This window comes from Actinoplanes oryzae (genome assembly GCF_030757795.1).
Taxonomy (GTDB): Bacteria; Actinomycetota; Actinomycetes; order Mycobacteriales; family Micromonosporaceae; genus Actinoplanes.
Map to the genome: position 1 here is coordinate 1 of NZ_JAUQWH010000179.1, position 17,701 is coordinate 17,701.

Below are 17,701 nucleotides of genomic sequence, written 5' to 3' on the forward strand. Positions count from 1 at the left end.
TCCGTCCTGCCCCAAGCTGCCGATCATGCGGAAGACGTCGTCGCTGAGCAGAGCATGGTTGGGGAGGTCACCACGTACGAGGAGATGCGGTCGTCGAACTCGCAGGTTTCGACGATCTCGGTGAGTTCGTCCGCGTCCATCGTGGCTTACATCCCGGCAGCTATCCTGCCTCTCCAAAGGGTTAGCAAGTGCGTAGGCCTCCGTCCAGCTGCGGTGCTGAAGCCACCATCGGTCAGCCGACGTGGCGCGTGCCGGTCGGACGGAGCTCCGAGTCTGACCAGCCGGCGCGCCGAACGGCGGTAGGAAGCAGCTGGCCAGGGTCGGCACGCCCCGTCTGGCAAGGGCTGCCGGCCAGCCCCTTCAACTTCGTCGATACCCCCGGTCGACCATGCGGGTCCGTCGAATATCAACTGTCAGATATCTTACTTTAAGTGACAGTTCGGACACAGAACGTGATCGATTGAAGTCAATCTCTGCTTGTTGCCCCTGGGCTGGGGGGCCTGACGGGAGGTTGTCGTCGTGTCCGATGGCTACAAAAGAAAGCTTATCGAGGTTTCCCTGCCTCTCGAGGCGATAAATAGGGAATCCGCGCGCGAAAAATCAATTCGCCATGGACACCCGTCAACAGTTCACCCTTGGTGGGCCCGTCGTCCCTTGGCGGCATGTCGTGCGGTGTTGTTTGCGCAACTTGTTGATGATCCATCATCGAAGCCCGAGCTTTTTCCCACGCTAGAAGAGCAGGCTGTGGAGCGTAAGCGGCTGCACGATCTGATCGAGCAGTTAGTGGTCTGGGAGAACGCCAGCGATTCCGATATTATCGCCAGGGCTCGGCGTGAGGTAGCTAGGAGCCTGGGGGATTTCCCTCCCTCGATCATGGATCCTTTTGCGGGTGGTGGTTCAATCCCGCTGGAGGCCCAACGTCTTGGCCTGGCTGCGTTCGCTTCAGATCTGAATCCGGTGGCCGTCTTGATTAACAAGGCCATTCTGGAGATTCCGCCGAGATGGTCAAACAGGCCTCCGGTATCGTTAGGTACTTCCGAAAGAAAGCGCTCCTGGGTTGGTTCGCTGGGGCTTGCCGAAGATGTGCGGCATTACAGCGGTTGGGTCCGCGATAGAGTCCATGAAGCTTTGAATGCGCTGTACCCGCAAGCTACCTTGCCCGATCGGTCGCGGGTGCCAGTGGTTGCCTGGATTTGGGCGAGAACCGTCCGATGTTCAAACCCTGCCTGCGGAATACGCACGCCTTTGATGCGTTCTTGGTGGCTTGCCAAGAAGCCGGGCAAGGAGGCGTATTTAACTCCGTCTGTAGATGCTAGAAATGTTCGCTTCTCGGTTTCCAGTGACATGACCAGAAGTCCTGCTAAAGAGAATGATGGGACGATGCGTCGCGGCGGTGCCGTTTGTGTCGGCTGCCGCGAATTCATATCCCTGTCACACATTCGCGCAGAGGGGGAAATGAAGCGAATCGGCGTGCAACTGGTGGCAATCGCTGCCAAAGGGGATCGGCGCCGGATCTATCTTGAGGCAGATGAAGAGCAGATTGCTTGCTCTCGGGTCGAGCCGCCGGCCACAGCACCGGTTGAGCAGCTGACTTCTGATCCGCGGAACGTTTGGTGTGTGAATTATGGTCTCAAGCTTATTTCCGATCTATTCACCAGCAGGCAGCTCGTGATGCTTACTACGTATTGTGAATCTATCCGTCAAGCGCGTGAGAAAATATACAGGGATGCCTTAGCTGCCGGATTTGGATCAGAAAGCAAACGCTCGGAGGCTCGTGCGTATAGCGACGCTGTTGCGGTCTATCTTGGGCTCGCCCTCAGTAGAGTGTCGTCGACAAACTCCAGCCTATGCCGTTGGAATCCGCATCCCTCTAAAGAAAGCGTTAGTGATGTTTTTGCGCGACAAGCAATACCGATGGTTTGGGACTTTGCAGAAGGAAATCCATTTTTCAGTGGACCCTCTGATTATAGGCAAAGCGCAGAGTGGATAGCGCGGGCTCTTGATACCTTAGTGGCAGGACAGCCTGGATTTGCTATTCAAGCCGACGCTGCCAAAGTGAAAAAGCCGCTAGGGGTCGTGCTTTCTACCGATCCACCCTATTACGACAACGTTGGCTATGCAGTCTTGTCGGATTTCTTCTACGCCTGGCTCCGGAAGACGGTTGGCGATCTTTACCCGGAAATGTTCCAGACGTCTTTGACGCCGAAGGCTGAGGAGCTCATAGCAGATCCCTCACGACATGGCGGCAAGGCCGAAGCTGCGCGGTTCTTCCGCCAAAAATATGAAGAAGTATTTACCTGGCTTCGTAACGGTGCGCCAGACGATCTTCCTGTGACGATATATTACGCCTACAAGCAATCCGAAGACGGTGATGTAGATCAGGTCTCAACCGGCTGGGAAGTATTCTTGGATGCGATGCTTCGCACGGGTTGGTCCATCCAAGCTACGTGGCCGATTCGGACAGAGCGAACCGGCCGAATGCGAGATATTGGCGCTAACGCCTTAGCTTCATCGATCATTCTGGCGTGTCGGCCGCGACCGGATACTGCGGGCACTACTGATCGTCGAGGCTTTATTAGAGAGTTGCGGGAAAGATTGCCAGATGCTTTGATAAGTCTGGAGCAGGGCAACATTGCTCCTGTCGATCTAGCTCAGGCGGCTATAGGACCCGGCATTGCGGCATTTAGCAATTATGCCCAAGTTGTTGAAGTCGACGGATCGCCGATGAGTGTCAGAACGGCCTTGGCATTAATAAATCAGGTGCTTGGTGAAACATTGGCGGAGCATGAAGGCGAGCTTGACGAGAATAGTCGTTTTGCTCTTAAGTGGTTTGCGGAATACGGCTGGAGTGAGGGAGAATTCGGCGACGCGGAAAGTATTTCCAAGGCCCTTAACACATCGATACGTCGACTGAGTCGTCTTGGCATTGTGTCGGCCAGAGCTGGTAAGGTGCGACTTGTTGCGCCGACTGAATATTTGGGAGTCGGCGGGTTTCCCAGTGATCAGGAAATGCCCGTGCTTTGGAGAATTTTGATGGAGTTGACCAGGCGGTTGGAGAGCGAGGGGTTGGAGTCAGCGTCGGAGTACCTTTCAGCGGCCGCAAGTGTTGTTCCGAGTGTCGATTCCATTAAAGATATGGCCTATTTGCTGTTTTCCGTCTGCGAGCGGCGACGATGGACCAAAGACGGCGTAGCTTTCAATCATCTGGTTACTTCGTGGGCGGATCTGCAGCAGCTTAGGTAGCCTCGACTAGACTCTTCGCCTATTCGTGCCTCGTCTTTGAGCGTTGGCGGTGTAATCAGTCGGTTCTGATCGCTGTCCTGCAGGCTGTTTCTCTCGCTGTTGGTGGGAGGTGATGCCGGGCGGGTCGACGCCCGAATACCTCCAAGGAAGTAGGCGGGAAGAGTTTGGGGAAGCGCTGCTGGGCGTACTGCTCAGCTCGGCCGTCGGGGCACCTTGAGCCGAGAGGTTCTTTCCTCCGGCATCTCAGGCGTCCACCACAAATTTCAGAGTGGCAATTCGGTCGTCGACGTCCTCATCGGCGAAATCGAGTGCCCAAAAGGCTCGCACGCTGCGCGTGGCAAGCCCTCCCAGCTCATTGCTCAGTGATTCATTAATGGTTTCAGTTCCGTGGGCAAGTACAGACTTGTTACGCGCCGTGAGTCGGCCCTTGAAATGCCTTAACGCCTTCTCGGAGGTCAAGCCGATCTTTCTGAGGAGGGAGTCGTTGAGAACGAAGAGTAGAAGAACGGCCTCCATCAAGCCGATCGGAGCTGGCAGGGCCGCTGCTTCCGTCCCATGGACGGCTTCAGTGGCGGCTCGGTACCGTGCTCGTAAGTCCCCCTGGTCCCTGCCGAGCAGTCGATAATCAGGAGTTGCGGTGCGGAAACCAGGGGCAAGGCGGGCGAGGCGCTGCGCGAAGCAGCTCTCGATGGTGCGGTAGTAGAGCAGGGCCGCGAAGTCGTGCCGGCCAAGGCCACGGTAGTGCTGGCCGAGTAGGTAGAAATTGAGTAGAAACGATGGGCTCTCGCGCTCGGTCCGTGGCGCGCCTGTGAGGGTGTCGAGGAACACCAGTTGGTCTCGCACTCTCTTGGCAACCGTAGGCGTGACGCTGTAGCCGGGATCGCTCAAGCGTTCTCGCATTACCTGCGCCCGTGATTGCAGAGTCTCCAGGTTCAGGTCACACCAAGACTCATAGACCGACGCGAGATCACGCAGAAAGCGCGCCCGAGCCGGTTCGTAGGCTGTCTCCGCGATCTCGGCAAATCGGGCCTGGGCGGCGGCGTAGGCGCCATGCCGGAAGGCGACCAGTGCAGCCTCCATCTCGCGGTCACCGAAGAGAGTAGTGGGGTTGGGAACGATGACCAGCCGCTCGGTACCCGGTATGGAAAGCCGCATCTCCGGGTCGAAGGTGCTGTTGATGTAGCAGAGTGCGAGGTCCAACTGCGCTGCGGCTAAAGCAGCACTGGCGCTCATCACCTTTTTGCCGCCGGTGATGTCGATGACCGCTTTGAGCTCCTCGGCTTCCGGGAACGGCTGGGCCGCTTCTTTGATGAACTGGTAGATCCTTCGAGGGTCGACCGGATCGGTATAGCGAACGTCGAGCCGCGACAGTGGTAGCCGCAACGCTCGCTGGATGATGTCGACACTCGTCCGGGCTTCCTCGGAGGCAATGATCATCAGACGTTGAGGTCGTAGCAGCTCAAAGGCGAGGATCGTGGTCTCGGGGGAGAAGCCGGATAGGCTAACCAAAAGATCGATCGGTTCGCGAGGGATGTCCGCGGAGTTGCGCTTCGCCTGTTCGACGGTGGGTTCGAGCAGGCGCTCGAGCCGGAAGCGGCGGGCTTGCTCTGCAGGCGGACCAGCGCCGTATTGCTCTTGACCGCGGAAGATCCGTTGAAGTTGGGCGCTCAACTCAACCAGGGAAGTCATCGATGATAAACAATAGTTGTTCCTGGCGGTCGGCGCAGCCATCTTTGTGGGTCTACTTATCGGCCGATCTCAGGCCGCTCCCGGTTGCCGCACCCCGTCCTCGGGTGGTCCGGGTCGTTGGACTGCACGAGGGTCGATAGCTGAGCAGCGGCCGCTGAACGAGTACTGACCTCAATCGATCATCCGGTGTTCCGCCTCCTGTTCTGGCGTGCTTGTCTGCTGTGTACTGGTGCCAGCGGGAAGGATGCCGCACGTCGAGGTCGAGCCCGACCGACCAAGCCGAGGGGTGACCAAGGCTGCCCGCATGGTCGAGAAGCCAGTTGATCTGTTCCTCGGCGGCTGCGCGAGCGGAGCGTAGGCCACGAAGTACGCCCCAGCCGAAGAGCAGGCTGTCGGCCGTTTCGAGCGCCTCGGTCAGCCTGGACCGGGAGCCTTCCCACAAGTCGGGACTTTCGCCGAGCTCGACCACGTGCTCCAGATTTCGGGTAGGAACGTCGAGGAGGTTCGCGATTCTCAGGTTGGAGAACCCAAGGAGAGCAGCTGCTCGCCGGACAGCGTTGGTTGTTCGAGTTCCGGAGGTCAACGGAGGGCTCAGAAGGACGATGCAGATTGTTGGATCGGTCATTGTCTTGCTCTCGTGAAGGCCCGGAGGGGTCTGGGCCAAGGGTCAGCGGAAGTTGGCAGTGGGTAGATGATCTCCGACATACCCTACATAAACCTGTCCGGACCTGCCGCCGGCATCATCGTGGAAGTGAATGCGGGGACACGGCGAACCACCCTGCTGGATCTTGACATGGGCCGGCATGTAGAGGCGTCCACCCGGGTCAACGACCGGAGGCACGGGGAAGGTCCGTGCCTCCCGCAGCTTCGGCGTGGTGTTGGTCGTTTCCGACTCGCTCAGAGCGGTCCAAGTCGCAGGCACAGCGAGACCGCCGGACAACGGCTCCTGACACCACGCCAAGAAGGAGTTGGACCAGGCTCCTATCGTACGGGCCTCGGCGTACGAGTTGAGAGCAGCCAGAGCCTGCCAGACTTTAAGGGCCCACCGCTCCGCCTGTGGGTGTACGTCCAGCCCGGCCGCAGCGTCAGACGTCTGGCCGATGACGAGAAGAGGCAAATGAGTGGCAGCCAGTTCCAGGGCTTCCACGACGCTGGTCGGTAGCGGGATCTGGTCGGGCGTCGCCCGGCCGGCCACGTGCACGTAATGAACGGAGAGTTCGGATTCAAGCCAGCGGATCCGGGCGCGCAGCCGTTCGTTGTCCCGCTCCAGGTCAGCCAGGTCCAGCTCGCCGAGGTCTCGTTCGTACCGTAGGTCCTCGATCTCTGCCCGGACTTTTCGTTCCTCACCGAGTTGGGCGGTGAGTTCTTCGACCTCCGCATACAGCAGAGAGATTTCCTCGGTGGCCTCCGCCAGCTTCGCTGTGCCGGCAACCTCCGAGCGTGTCGCCAGCAGCAGCTGTTGCAGCGCGCGCCGTTCCGCTTCCAGCGATGCGGGGTCGGCGGGATCGTCCACCAACTCGACAGGGCTTGGGTCGATGCCGGCCAGCGTGAGAGTGGCGCGTAGCAGCCGGTTGCCCTCGGCGCTTTCGGCGACCACCGGCTGTGCCGGCTGGGTATCGGAATCACCTATCGGCGGAGCTGGGTCCAAGCCGGGCAGTACGACAGGCTCGTTCGGGGCAGGGAACAGTTGCGTCTGGGCCGTCGGCAGCCGACGTTCGGGCGCCGTGCGTTCCACGGAGGTCCGGGACAGGGCCCGGCGTACCAGAGCAGACGAGGCCGGCGGGGTTCGTCGGGTGGACAGACCGAGAACCTGATCGCGTACGGCGTTAGCGGACCGTTGGCCGAGGGCTCGCATGGTTGCTGCGGACAACACGCGGTGGCGCCTTGGAAACGGCTCGTTCGGCATCAGCCCGGGCAGGTAGGTGCGCATCGCGCCGCCGTTGACCTGCAGGTGAGGCCCGACGCGGCGGGAGAAGGCCCCGGCGGCTGTCGTGCTGTGCAGCCGAACCACGACCGCTACACCGGTTACATCCCTGGCAAGTCGGTCGGCGAAACGCTTCTGCTTCTCCTCGGTCTCCGGGTCCGGGCTGAAGACGATCACGGGGACTCGGCGATCCGAATCGAACAACCAACCACACAGCTCGCCAACGTGGCTTTCGGTGATGTCGAGGACATCGGACGTCAGCGGAAGAGAGGCGTCTGTTCCCTCCACTGCGGCGAGTAGGTCGCGGATCAGGCGCGGGCTGCCCGGGCGAACCGGCGCGCTGCCCTCGGCTCGGTCGTGCTCCAGGTCGAGCCAGACCCAGGGCCGGCTCGGCCAGTGCCCGTCGACACGGAGGAGGGCCTCGTTCTGTTTGTCGGCCTCCGGGAGGAGGCTGTGTTGTTCGGCTTCGTAGGGGACAGCGACGCGTAGGGACGTGGTCCAGGTAGTGCCGTCGGGAAGAAACTCCTGAAGCCGGAACAGGGCCGCATGGAGTTTCCGTCCAGTCGCCTTCTCGACATGGGATCCGGCGGCGCCGTGAGCGACTCGGCGGACACCTTCGGCCCAGCCCTCGGCGTTCGTGCCCTTCAGCAGCGCGGCCGAAGTGACCGGAACACCCTTCCCGCTGGCCCACGCTGCGAACAGTTCCGCCGCCTGGTGCCGCAGGTCCGGTGCAGCCGATGTGAACAGGCTCCGATAGACGAGGTCGGTCGCCACCTCGGGACGCGCCTGCCAGGGGCTAGTCACTGGCCGTCACCGGAAACCGCCGACGGGGCCCGTCCCACGCCGGAATGTCAAGCAGCGCGGGTGCCTGGGAGAGCGGTTGGACGTCTGCACGTTCCCGTTCCAGAACGGCCTTCCAATCCGCTGCCGTCCCGGTGACCAGGAAAGGTCCGAGTTCGATCTCGAGGACGTCGTTGTCGCTGCGGACGGCCACCTGCTGGCCGGAGACGTCCAGGTCCGTGGAGATGTTGGCTTCCGCGTCGGCGACCGCGTTGTCCAAGGCGTTGGCCGAGAGCAGAGCCTTCCACTCAACACCGTGATCCTGGGCGTGAACGTAGAGTTTGGGATCATCCCAGGAGCTCTCGAATCGCACGAACTCCAGCGCGCACCCTTCGAGATCATCGCCGGTGGATACCGTAACGTGGTCGAGCCACTTCGGGCGGAACTGGTTGATGAGGTCCGTCATCGAGGTAGCAAGCATCTCCCGGCGTGCGGCGAGGAATCTCCGGTAGGCGTCAGCGATGCGCAGGTTCTTGTCCAAGGGGACGAAGTGTGCCGCGAACTCGGCTGGATCCAGGGTGGGGAAGTAGACGGACGGCGACCGGTCACTGATCTTGCGGTTCGCGCTGGCCGAGATGAACGCCAGGTTCGCAAGGTCATTAATCTCGGCTTTGGTATATGTGTCCTTCAGAGTGGCACGCGGGTGAATGTGGTGGTATTCGATCTTGTGCCCGTCATCGCCGTCAGGATCGATGACTGTTCCGTAGAACCAGTCCTTCGCTCCGGCGCGCTTGGCCACCAGGAAGCTGAGGAAGAAGTACGGGCTTCCGGTCGAGCGCCCCACCAGGGCTCGCGGTGTCACGTCCACACGTGTTCCGACCAGCCCGAGGTTGGCGAGCATTGTGCGTACCGGCTCATCTTCCCGCGCGGCGGGGATGTCCTGGCCGAGAAGAGTGTCCGTGCTGCCGCTGTAGCGGTTGCCGATCGTGGCTGCCAGGAACCAATAGAGAATTCCGTTTGCGGTGTCGGCGTCCATCGGCTCGTTTTGTCGCTCGCCAAGGAGAACCACCAGGGGCAACAGCACCGCCATTGACGGCAGCAGGGAGCTGTGGGTGACACCGAGGTTGTTCTTTAGTAGCGGCACCAGTTCACGCAGACCGCGCTGCACTGTTGCCCAGCCGTGCGCCAATTCCTCGTCGGTGGCGGCCGCGAGCCTGGTGTGCGACCACGCGGAGAGGCCACGGCCGAGCACCGCTCCGGTCAAGGCGCGGGTGAGGAAGGTGACATCGAGATCGCCATAGGAGCGGGCATGCCAGTACTTGGCTTCTGCCTCCAGCTTGGCGAGCACGCCCGGCCAGCGCGCCGAGAGCGTCGCCATGGCGAGATCGCTGGTCTTCAGCGCTCGGCCACCGCTGTTCACCCGTACGAAGATTTGCGCGACCTCCTCGTACGCTAGGTCGGTGATGATCTCCATGTGGTAGCCGTACTTCGGCACGTTCATCAAGCGCTGCAGCCGCTTCCCGACCTGCTGCCGCGGTAACTCGACGATGCTGTAGTCGATGCTCTCCATGACGTCGAGCAGATCAGCGTCGTCCCGGAACAGGTCGTAGACCTTGACCCAGCGGACATCCTTGCTGGTGGCCGCGCTCTGGTTCTGGAACGTCTCAGTCTCCACGTTGAAGACGATCTGCGCCTGCGGGTGGTCGGTCATCACCCGGTGCAGGGAGGTGAGTCGCTGCTGACCGTCTAGCAGGTAAAGCGGAAGCACCGCAGGCGCGGCGGTGGGGGCGTTCGCCGCCACCGCCCGCGTCTCCGGTGTCTCCGAGGTCCGCCAGAACAGCAGCGAGCCCGAGGGATAGCCCCGGTAGAGAGACTCGATCAAGCGGGCGACCTGGGTAGGTTTCCACACGTAGGCTCGCTGGATCTCCGGTAGCCGGATCTCTCCGTTGGAGACCTGTTTGACCAGCGAGGCGATATCCTTTTCAGTCTTCTCGACCGGCATGCCGACTATTCCTTCTCGAACCCGAAATCGGTGAACTTGAGGGTGCTGGCGTTCTCCGTGACGGTCCGGACCTTGTCGTCGGGGAAACCTTCCGGCTTGGTCGCGGTGATCTCGACGCGGACCTCGAGCTGAACCCCTTCGGCGGCAAGGTGCTGCAGAATCTCCTGCGCCACCCGGGTGAGGTCACGGCTGTAACGCTCCGGGTTCACCTGCATGACGCCGAAGAAGCGCGTGTTCTGTGGGGTAGGCGAGGGCGGGGGCGTTCCGCCTGATCCTCCGCGTGTGGTCGGTGGGGTGGGTTGCCCGATGCCGCCACCATCACCGGGCTGAGGTCCGTCCCCGCCCGGAGCCGGCGGGGGCTTTGGCCGCTCCTCCTCCTGCTGCTTCCGTGCGAGCCGGGGCAGCACCAGCAGGGTGGCATCGGTGATCTGCCCGAAGCCGCTGTTCTCGTGCGGGATATCGAGGCCGACATAGCGGGCCTTCGCCTCGTCGAAGCCTTCGGCGAGCGCGAACCCCTCCACCTCCCACGAGATCTCGTTCAGCACAGACCGAATGGCGTCATCGAGCACCGAGCGATCCCGTAGCCGGGTCAGATAGGGATACTTGCGGTAGTACGACCACAAGTCGCCGACGGAAACGTGCCCCCGGCTCCACACCGGCTGCAACGGGCCGTCCAGGTCCATCCGAATATTGCGTGCGCCGTAGCTGGTGGCAAGCAGGCCGCCCTGGCGGAGCTTGACAGTCACGCGTTCAGCCAGTCTCGGCTGGGCACCTTCCGACTTAAGAACCTCCCACCCCGCTGGTCGGCTCGGCTCCGGTTGGTCGGGCACGATCGCCCAGATATATGCACCAGCTAGACGCAGATCTACGGTGTCGTCGGCGGTCTTGCGTCGATTCTTTGCCATGGTCTGCTGCTGAACGGTCAGGTTAAGCTCATCGATGCGCTCGCAGACGTTCCTCCAAGCCAAGTAGTCACGAGTAGCCTCCGCCAGCTCTTCCATGCGCTTCTCATCGGCGGCGAGGAACACCACGGCGTTGCGGTTCACCCGTTGTCCCGAGCCTCGCGTGTCGAGACAACGCTGCGCGAAGGCGAGAGCCGTAGAGTCCTTGCTGCCGCGGGTATGCGTTTCCCGCGGGTGCAGGATGACGAGCTTCGCTTCCTCGGTGTCCGGAACAGCACCGCTGTCGTCCGGGCACGGGTGTACAGCGGCGAAGTCGCCTCGAGCCGACCGCTCTTTTGCCAGTCGGAGGACGAGTTCCGCCCAGACCTCCTCGGGATGTTCTCGCAGCCGGTCGGCGAAATCCTGGGCCGTGCGGGTCACCGAGGCCTGGGTGTCGTACCAGTAGCGGGCGCCGTCGACATAGAGGTACGTGGCACGTTGGCTGAGCACCTCCAAGGCTGATCCGAAGTTGCCGACGGTGTCGCCTGGAACAGCCACGCCCAGCCAGAGGTGCTGCCGTTCGATGCCTTTGTGCGCGGTTTGCAGGGTGGGAGCGGAACCCACGAAGGCGGTGCGGGCGATCCGCCTGGTCAGCGCCCGTGCGCCGAAGGTGGGGCGGTCCGCGTCAATATGAACTGGCGTAGAGGCCTCACCGTCGATGTCAGCATCGATGATCGGTTTCCACGCGTCAGGCAGGTACTGGGTCAGCTCATTGCCGACCTTTGCAGCGTCCAATGGGATCGAGCCGGCCATGATGAGCGGTCCTTGGTCCTGGTTGCGCCACAGTTCATGGACCACGGCGCTCATCAGCCGCAGCACTCCGCGGGTGCGCTGGAACCGATCTAGCGTTGACCAGTCCTCGTAGAGCCGATCGAACAATTCAGGGTGGATCGGGTACGCCCGGCGAATGCGGCGCTCGTACTCCAACTCGCTGCACTCCCGGGGGAACTCGCCCTTGTGTTCGGCGTAGAACTGCACGAATTGGCGGGCGACTGCCGAGATGTGTCCCTGCGCGTCGGCGTTGGTCGGTTCAAACAGCCGCCGACGGACAATCTCGAACGATTCGTTCGCTGAGGCCGGCCGCCAGGGGTGGGCAATGCGTCGTACTACGTTCTGCAGCCTCTCTAGGGCCTTTCGACCGTTCGGGCCGCCAACCTCGAGGTCGGTGCCTCCGCTGCCATCGTCCTCCCCTGAAGCGGTGTCCGAGGCAGGAATGGAGATGACGAGCAGGGCTCCAGGAACCGACTTGACCACTTCAGTAAGCGTCTGGGCGAACGTGAACTGGGTATCGAACGTTCCAGCTGGCAAGTCGTCACGACCGTAGAGCTGCCGTGCGTAGGCCACCCACTCGTCGATCAGGATGAGGCACGGCGAATATGCCGCGAGTAGCTCGGAGAGAGCTGAACCAGGGTTGGTGGAATTTCGGTCTGCCTCGGCGACCATGTCGTAGGCGGTTCGGCCGCCGAGCTGCCAAGCAAGCTCGCCCCACAGGGTACGCACCTGCGTGCCGTCTGGCTTGACGCTGCTCTTTTCCGGCGTCACGCTGAGGTGGGTGCCCACCAGCGCAACACGTTTGACCGGCTCCTCGATAGGCAGCTTGGCGCTGCCGACGGCGTCCTGGACCTCCTGCGGGTAATCAGTGATGGGGGTACCCGAGCAGAGGTGATAGAGGGCCAGCATCGAGTGGGTCTTGCCACCGCCGAAGTTTGTTTGCAAGTTGATGATCGGACTTGCGTTCTGGTCACCGCTGATCCGTCGTGCGGCTCGATCGAGTAGGTCACGCAGGCCTTCGGTGACGTAAGTCCGCTGGAAGAACTCCTTCGGGTCGCTGTACTCAGGGCTCACGCTGGAGTTCTTGGTGGCAACCATGTGTAGGTCGGCGGCGAACTCGGCGGCGTTGTACTGGCCGGTAGCCACATCGCGGTGCGGTGTGATTACCTCTCGCCAAGGCTTGAGCCCGGTGCCCGGGACGTTCGGCGATGACGCCGCCTTGACAGCCTTCCGAGTTTCGGTCTCGTAGACGGCTCGCTGATGATCCATACGAATCTTGCGGACTTCTTCCGCCTGCGACACAGCCCCGACGGCGGTGAGCAGACGTTCCATTGAGTCCAGGGTTCGGTAGGTGTCGTCGGACGTGAAACCAGCGTTGTGGGCCCACCGGTTACGGGCATCCCGCAGTTCTGAAGCGAACGACTGGTCGACTCGGGAAAGACTGTCCTTGAAGAGCCTCCAGTCCTCGGTGAGTACTTTGAGTTGTACCTGGGGGTCATTCTTGGCGTACGTCTTCGCTGAGCCATGCTTCGCCGAGTCACGGGCTTCCAATAACTTGGCCCAATCTTGTCCGCCAGGCGTTGCCGCGGTCATAATGTTCTCGACGAAAGGCGCAAGCCCTTCCGCCAAGATCTCAAATCCTCGGCCGACTCGTTCGCGGTTGTTGATAGCCATATCTGTCACTCCTCAATGCTCGCGAAGTCAAATTCGCCCTGAGAAGGGGACGGCGTGAGTGTCCCGCCGACGCGGGCGGCTGCGGACAGATCGGACCACGAGGTGCCTAGTCCGTTAAAGAGAAGAGCAGTTTGTGTCCACCTGCGCTTTTCGCAGATGGAGAAGAGGAGATACGCTAGCTCCTTGGCGGCGTCGAGATCGATGCGTTCGCCAGTAGCAGCCATTAGCTGGACCGTCTCGTCGACGCCATTCTCGTTGAGTGCCTTCGCCAATCGCAGCACAACTTCCCATATGCTGATGCGGTCGTCGGTTGCAGGATCCCAAGTGTCCGACAGATTATTTGGTTCGACTAGGTGAGCTTTTCCTGCCCGTTGCCAAAAGATTCCGCCACGGACCAGCCCATCTACCGAAGTATTGACAGCCCGAGACAATGTGTCGGCGGTGCCGGAGGCTGCATCATCCCAGCCGTACTGGCTAAACCATTTAACGCAGAAGCGGGTGTCGGCGTCGAAGTCGCCTTCCTGTTCGGCAAGTACCTCGTCGAGAGCCCTGTTGATTTCAGTTAGGGCGGCTCGGACGGGCATTGACGACCCGTCAGGTTCTACTATTTTTTTATAGCGAGAGAATATCGCCATTCCTGGTCCAATTGCCGCCTGCGCCAAATCTACGGGGGCGATGCTGCTTTGCTGTAAATCCTTAAGTGCCTGAGGTAGCTCGGATTTCAGCATGGATAAGAACGTGCGGCGGTTCACCGTTGCAGCATTGTCCGGTCTTGGGCGGCAGGCCAGCACTACAGATGAGGCGAGAGCATTTGACTCTAAGGACCTCATTCGATTCCCAAGCTCAGTCCGAATAGGCCAAGTTGCCGTTATTTCCCAGCCGGAGCGGATCATGCCTTCGAGGAGAACCTCCCACCCTGTACTTGCGGTTCCGCTTGTGTCGTTCTCGGTTTGTTTAAATGCGTAGAATACAGTTATTGGTGTGGCCGCAGAAGATCCTTTCCTTACCTGTTCGAATACGTTGATGAAGCCATCTTCGAAGTATCTTTCTGCCGCTTGCTCTCCGCCGCGCCGGAATGGGTCGGCAACTAATTCCTGTGTTTTTGGCGTAAGCATCGTCCCAAGGAATTTTGGGAACACATCGCCGATTGATCGCCTAAGCCACACATAGAAGACATCTGATAGGTCGGCATACGCGACATTATCGTAATACGGAGGGTCGGTCGAAATCACTAGGTTGCTGTAGTCGCGACTGCTCGCGTCTGCCTGGTTCACTATCCCTGCTTGTTGGCCGGCAGGGATCGCCTTGGCTACGTTGTTGAGACTTACGGCAAAACCGCCAGCGTGTTTGGTGCTGAGAATGGGGGTTTCGCTGAAGTCCCAAAGCATGGGTATCGCTTGGCGAGTGAAAAGGTGAATTGCTTGGTCCATGCTGGGTTTCCAACTGACCAAAGCATTTCCTATATCGACAATCTTACTTATAGTCATTGCTAGATAGACGGCGACACTGTCCGCATACGCCGCAGCGCCCATGCCGCCGTCTTGAAGGCGGCTTCCTTCGCTGAGGCCAGCTCCGAGCGCATCGGCAAAAACTCTGTCGCGCGCTTCTTTTACCAGATTGCAGAAGAGGTTCAGTGCAACTAGCTGCCGAGGGGTGAATAGATCGGCGTGCTTAGTCATGCCATAGCCCTGGACTCGGAATCCTAATGCGGCCTCTGGTAGCTCAGTATCCGGCGTGTCTTCGGGTGCAGTGATGTCGGCAGCTTGCTCATGTTCCGCAGTGGGGGGAAGATAGATTCGGTGCCGGCTGCCTTCGGCAACTATGGCCATAAGCTGCTTACCGATGCGACGACTTTTTCCTTCAGATCTGATGTGGCTAAGCGGTACGGACGTGCGGCATCCAATGCAGGTCGCGCCGTTTCGGTTGACGGTGCCGTCATTCGTTTTATCTGGGGCGTGTTCGGGGTCTCTCCCGATCGAGAATTCGACCCGTTCTCCGCCAACCTTGGGGATTACGTACGCTTCTTTCCCCCTCTTCTTGCCCAGCCACCAGGATCGAACCAGCGGCATCTGTATGCCGCATGCCGGGTTCGGGCAAGTCACAGTCCGAGTCCAGATCCACGCAATGACATCGGCTAGGGTGCCATCCGGGAGTTTTGCCTGTGGATAGAGGTGGCCGATCCTTCGATTAGCTTCCTCTCGCATCCAAATTCCATACTTCCGGACGTCTTCGGCAAGTCCTGTAGAGCGTGGCCATGAGTTGGCTTGTTTTGAAGCTCCTGGAAAAACCGGCGGATGACCAATCCATTTGGGGGGAATCTCGATCAACGCTTTGTTGATTAAGACCGGTACCGGGTTCAAGTCGCTGGCATGTGACTGCAGTCCCAACCGTTGTGCCTCCAGCGGGATGGAGCCGCCTCCAGCGAAAGGGTCTAGAATTGTGGGCGGGTTGCCGTCGTAGCAGCGGGAAATCTCCCGGTTTGCTGCGCTCAGTAACCGGTCATCGTTGATATTTTCCCAGGTAACCAGCTTTTCTATCATGTCGAAAAGTCGGCGGCGCTCCAGGGCTCGGTCCTCGTCGGTAGGAAATTTGTCTGGGTGCGCTGAGGGGTCGTCGACGAGCTGTGCAAAAAGTACTGCTCGGCAGGCTGCCAGGGGACGACGTGCCCACCATAGATGCAACGTCGACGGATGACCATGCCGGATCGATTTTTCCCTCGCCGACTCCCGGTTGATTGCTTCCAAGGGCAGCGCTACCTCGATGAGCTTGCGTTTAATCGGCATCTCATTATCACTCATTGCGGTGCTTCTCCCTTGTTCCACATGTCGCGCCAATTGCCGCGTACGCCGTCGGCAATGAACGCTCCGAAATCGAATCCCTGGAAGGGGTTGAGGACGTAGCGGACTTGGTCGTGATCCGCTCCGTCTAGGTGGACGCTTACCAACGCTAGCCGGTAGCGTTCGGCGTTCTTGGCGTAGAGGACTTCGTTGCGGGTCACCATGAAGTCCTCGGCGCCCAGGATTCGGCCCTTGACCTCGATGAAGACGAGATGGCCGTCCGGAGTTAGAGACCTGATGTCGTACCCCTTGTTGTTGTGCGGCATCTCGAAGGGCTCGCGGCCGAGGCTTCGTTCGGCCGCCATGACCGCTGCGATGGCTCGCCTGTCGACCTCGGCGGTGTTCCGGGCGTAAGCCAGGGCCGGCTCGTCTCGTTTGCCGCAGAGCCGGTCCAGCAGTCCGGCAGGGATGACGAGCGCACCACCAGCTATGACCGGTGGCATGGGCCGCAGAGCCTCGTCTGCAGCCAGTTCGGCCAGTCGCTTCTCCAGCCGTCGTTCCAGATCACGGGCTCGCCGATCCGCCGTCTCTGGCTTGATCTTGAGAGCCTTGCCGGTGGCGGCTTGGTCGAGGAGGTCGGCGTGCCGGGCATCCCAGTAGTTGATTTCCTGGATGAGACGCTGCCTGACCTGCTGCCTGGTCCGTTGGACGGTGTGACGAACGCGGTCGCGCACCTCGACGAGGTGTTGGCTCATGCCGTGCTCGATGGCCCATGTCACCGCGACGTCTTCGGCGCCGCTGGCCATCCAGGAATCCGTCATCAGAGTTTCGACGCGGGGGAGTTCCTCCGCGGTCGCCGGCCGGTAGTCCAAGTAGGGAGCGGGCCCGGCGGACTCGGCGTTTCCGTCGCGGCGGATCTCGACGAACTCGAAGCGTTTCGAGACAGTGCGCGCAGGTTCGTGCCCGTCGGTGATCTGTTGCGTCAGGGCGACCAGGAGCCGAGGTCCCTCACTGGGATCGTTGGCGTCGATCAGCACCGCACCTTGCTTGAGGAGGGTTCCGTAGCGTTCGATGACCAAGTCGACAACCGCGTCGAGCAGCGGATGACCGGGAGCGATCAGATCTGCCTTTGGTTTGCCGTCTGCTCTCACGAAAGGTCGGTCGAAGCAGACACGTTCGTAGCGGCGCAGAACCGGAGCACCGATGCCGACCTGCCTATCCCTGTCCCGGATCACTCCTGGCACGTGAGTGACCTCGAACCGGCCAGCTTCGCGAGGGCTCATCATCCCGCCGAGGAGACGGAAAGCTTCAGCGAAGAAGGCCTGCACGTAGTGAGGTTGGAGTCGCCGAGCCTGAGCTTCCTCAAGGCGGAGTCGCAGTTCCTGGACGTCGGTGTCGGCCAGCGAGTCGTGATGCAGGGCTCGCTCCGCCATCAGCTTGTCCAGCCCCGCGCTGACTTCAGCGTCGATGACCCGGTTGAGGCGAGCCCGGACCTCCGGCTGGTCGCCGTACCGGATCGCCTCGACGAGCAGCTCGCGGAGCGGTTTGCCTTCGAACGCCTCCCCGAGCACGTCAAAGACCTTGCCCTCGTAGGCGCGGCGCTGTTCTTCAATCTTGTCGAGCAGGCGGAGGAAGACAGCGCCTTCGCGGGTGTCGTCAGCGATGAGGTTCCACAGCCGGCACACTTCGGTCTGGCCGATGCGGTGGATGCGGCCGAAGCGCTGTTCGAGGCGGTTCGGGTTCCACGGCAGGTCATAGTTGACCATCAGGTGAGCTCGCTGCAGGTTGAGGCCCTCGCCGGCCGCATCTGTGGCGACTAAGACCACGGTGTCCTTGTCCTGAGTGAAGAGCTCCTGGACCGAACGCCGGACTTCCCGTCGTACGCCACCGTGGATGGCCA

The 17,701-nt window shown here is 60.9% G+C and carries 7 protein-coding genes; 1 reads left to right on the forward strand and 6 read right to left on the reverse strand.

All coding sequences use genetic code 11. The features are described 5' to 3' along the window. Positions 1 to 519 precede the first annotated feature (519 nt). Positions 520 to 3,243: a DUF1156 domain-containing protein gene (locus RBH18_RS36840; RefSeq protein WP_306215131.1), complete on the forward strand. Its 2,724-nt coding sequence runs from the start codon at positions 520 to 522 to the stop codon at positions 3,241 to 3,243. 243 nt (positions 3,244 to 3,486) lie between these two features. Here the strand turns inward: RBH18_RS36840 and RBH18_RS36845 are convergent, their stop codons facing one another. The 6 genes from RBH18_RS36845 to RBH18_RS36870 form a co-directional block, all read right to left on the reverse strand. Next, positions 3,487 to 4,932, reverse strand: coding sequence for a TIGR02710 family CRISPR-associated CARF protein (locus tag RBH18_RS36845; RefSeq protein WP_306215132.1), 1,446 nt, complete (start codon positions 4,930 to 4,932; stop codon positions 3,487 to 3,489). A 667-nt stretch (positions 4,933 to 5,599) separates the two neighbouring features. Beyond that, complete coding sequence (locus tag RBH18_RS36850; protein ID WP_306215133.1) at positions 5,600 to 7,630, reverse strand: hypothetical protein; 2,031 nt, start codon at positions 7,628 to 7,630, stop codon at positions 5,600 to 5,602. A 22-nt stretch (positions 7,631 to 7,652) separates the two neighbouring features. After that, positions 7,653 to 9,638 carry a GmrSD restriction endonuclease domain-containing protein gene (locus RBH18_RS36855; protein WP_306215134.1) on the reverse strand — a complete coding sequence of 662 codons (1,986 nt, stop codon included), beginning with the start codon at positions 9,636 to 9,638 and terminating at the stop codon, positions 7,653 to 7,655. Between the two features lie 5 nt (positions 9,639 to 9,643). Further along, positions 9,644 to 13,024, reverse strand: a complete 3,381-nt coding sequence (locus tag RBH18_RS36860) for a Swt1 family HEPN domain-containing protein (RefSeq protein WP_306215135.1) — start codon at positions 13,022 to 13,024, stop codon at positions 9,644 to 9,646. A 5-nt stretch (positions 13,025 to 13,029) separates the two neighbouring features. Next, positions 13,030 to 15,822 carry a DUF1156 domain-containing protein gene (locus RBH18_RS36865; protein WP_306215136.1) on the reverse strand — a complete coding sequence of 931 codons (2,793 nt, stop codon included), beginning with the start codon at positions 15,820 to 15,822 and terminating at the stop codon, positions 13,030 to 13,032. Next, a partial coding sequence (locus tag RBH18_RS36870; RefSeq protein WP_306215137.1) for a helicase-related protein occupies positions 15,819 to 17,701 on the reverse strand: 1,883 nt, incomplete at its 5' end. The genes RBH18_RS36870 and RBH18_RS36865, both read right to left, overlap by 4 nt.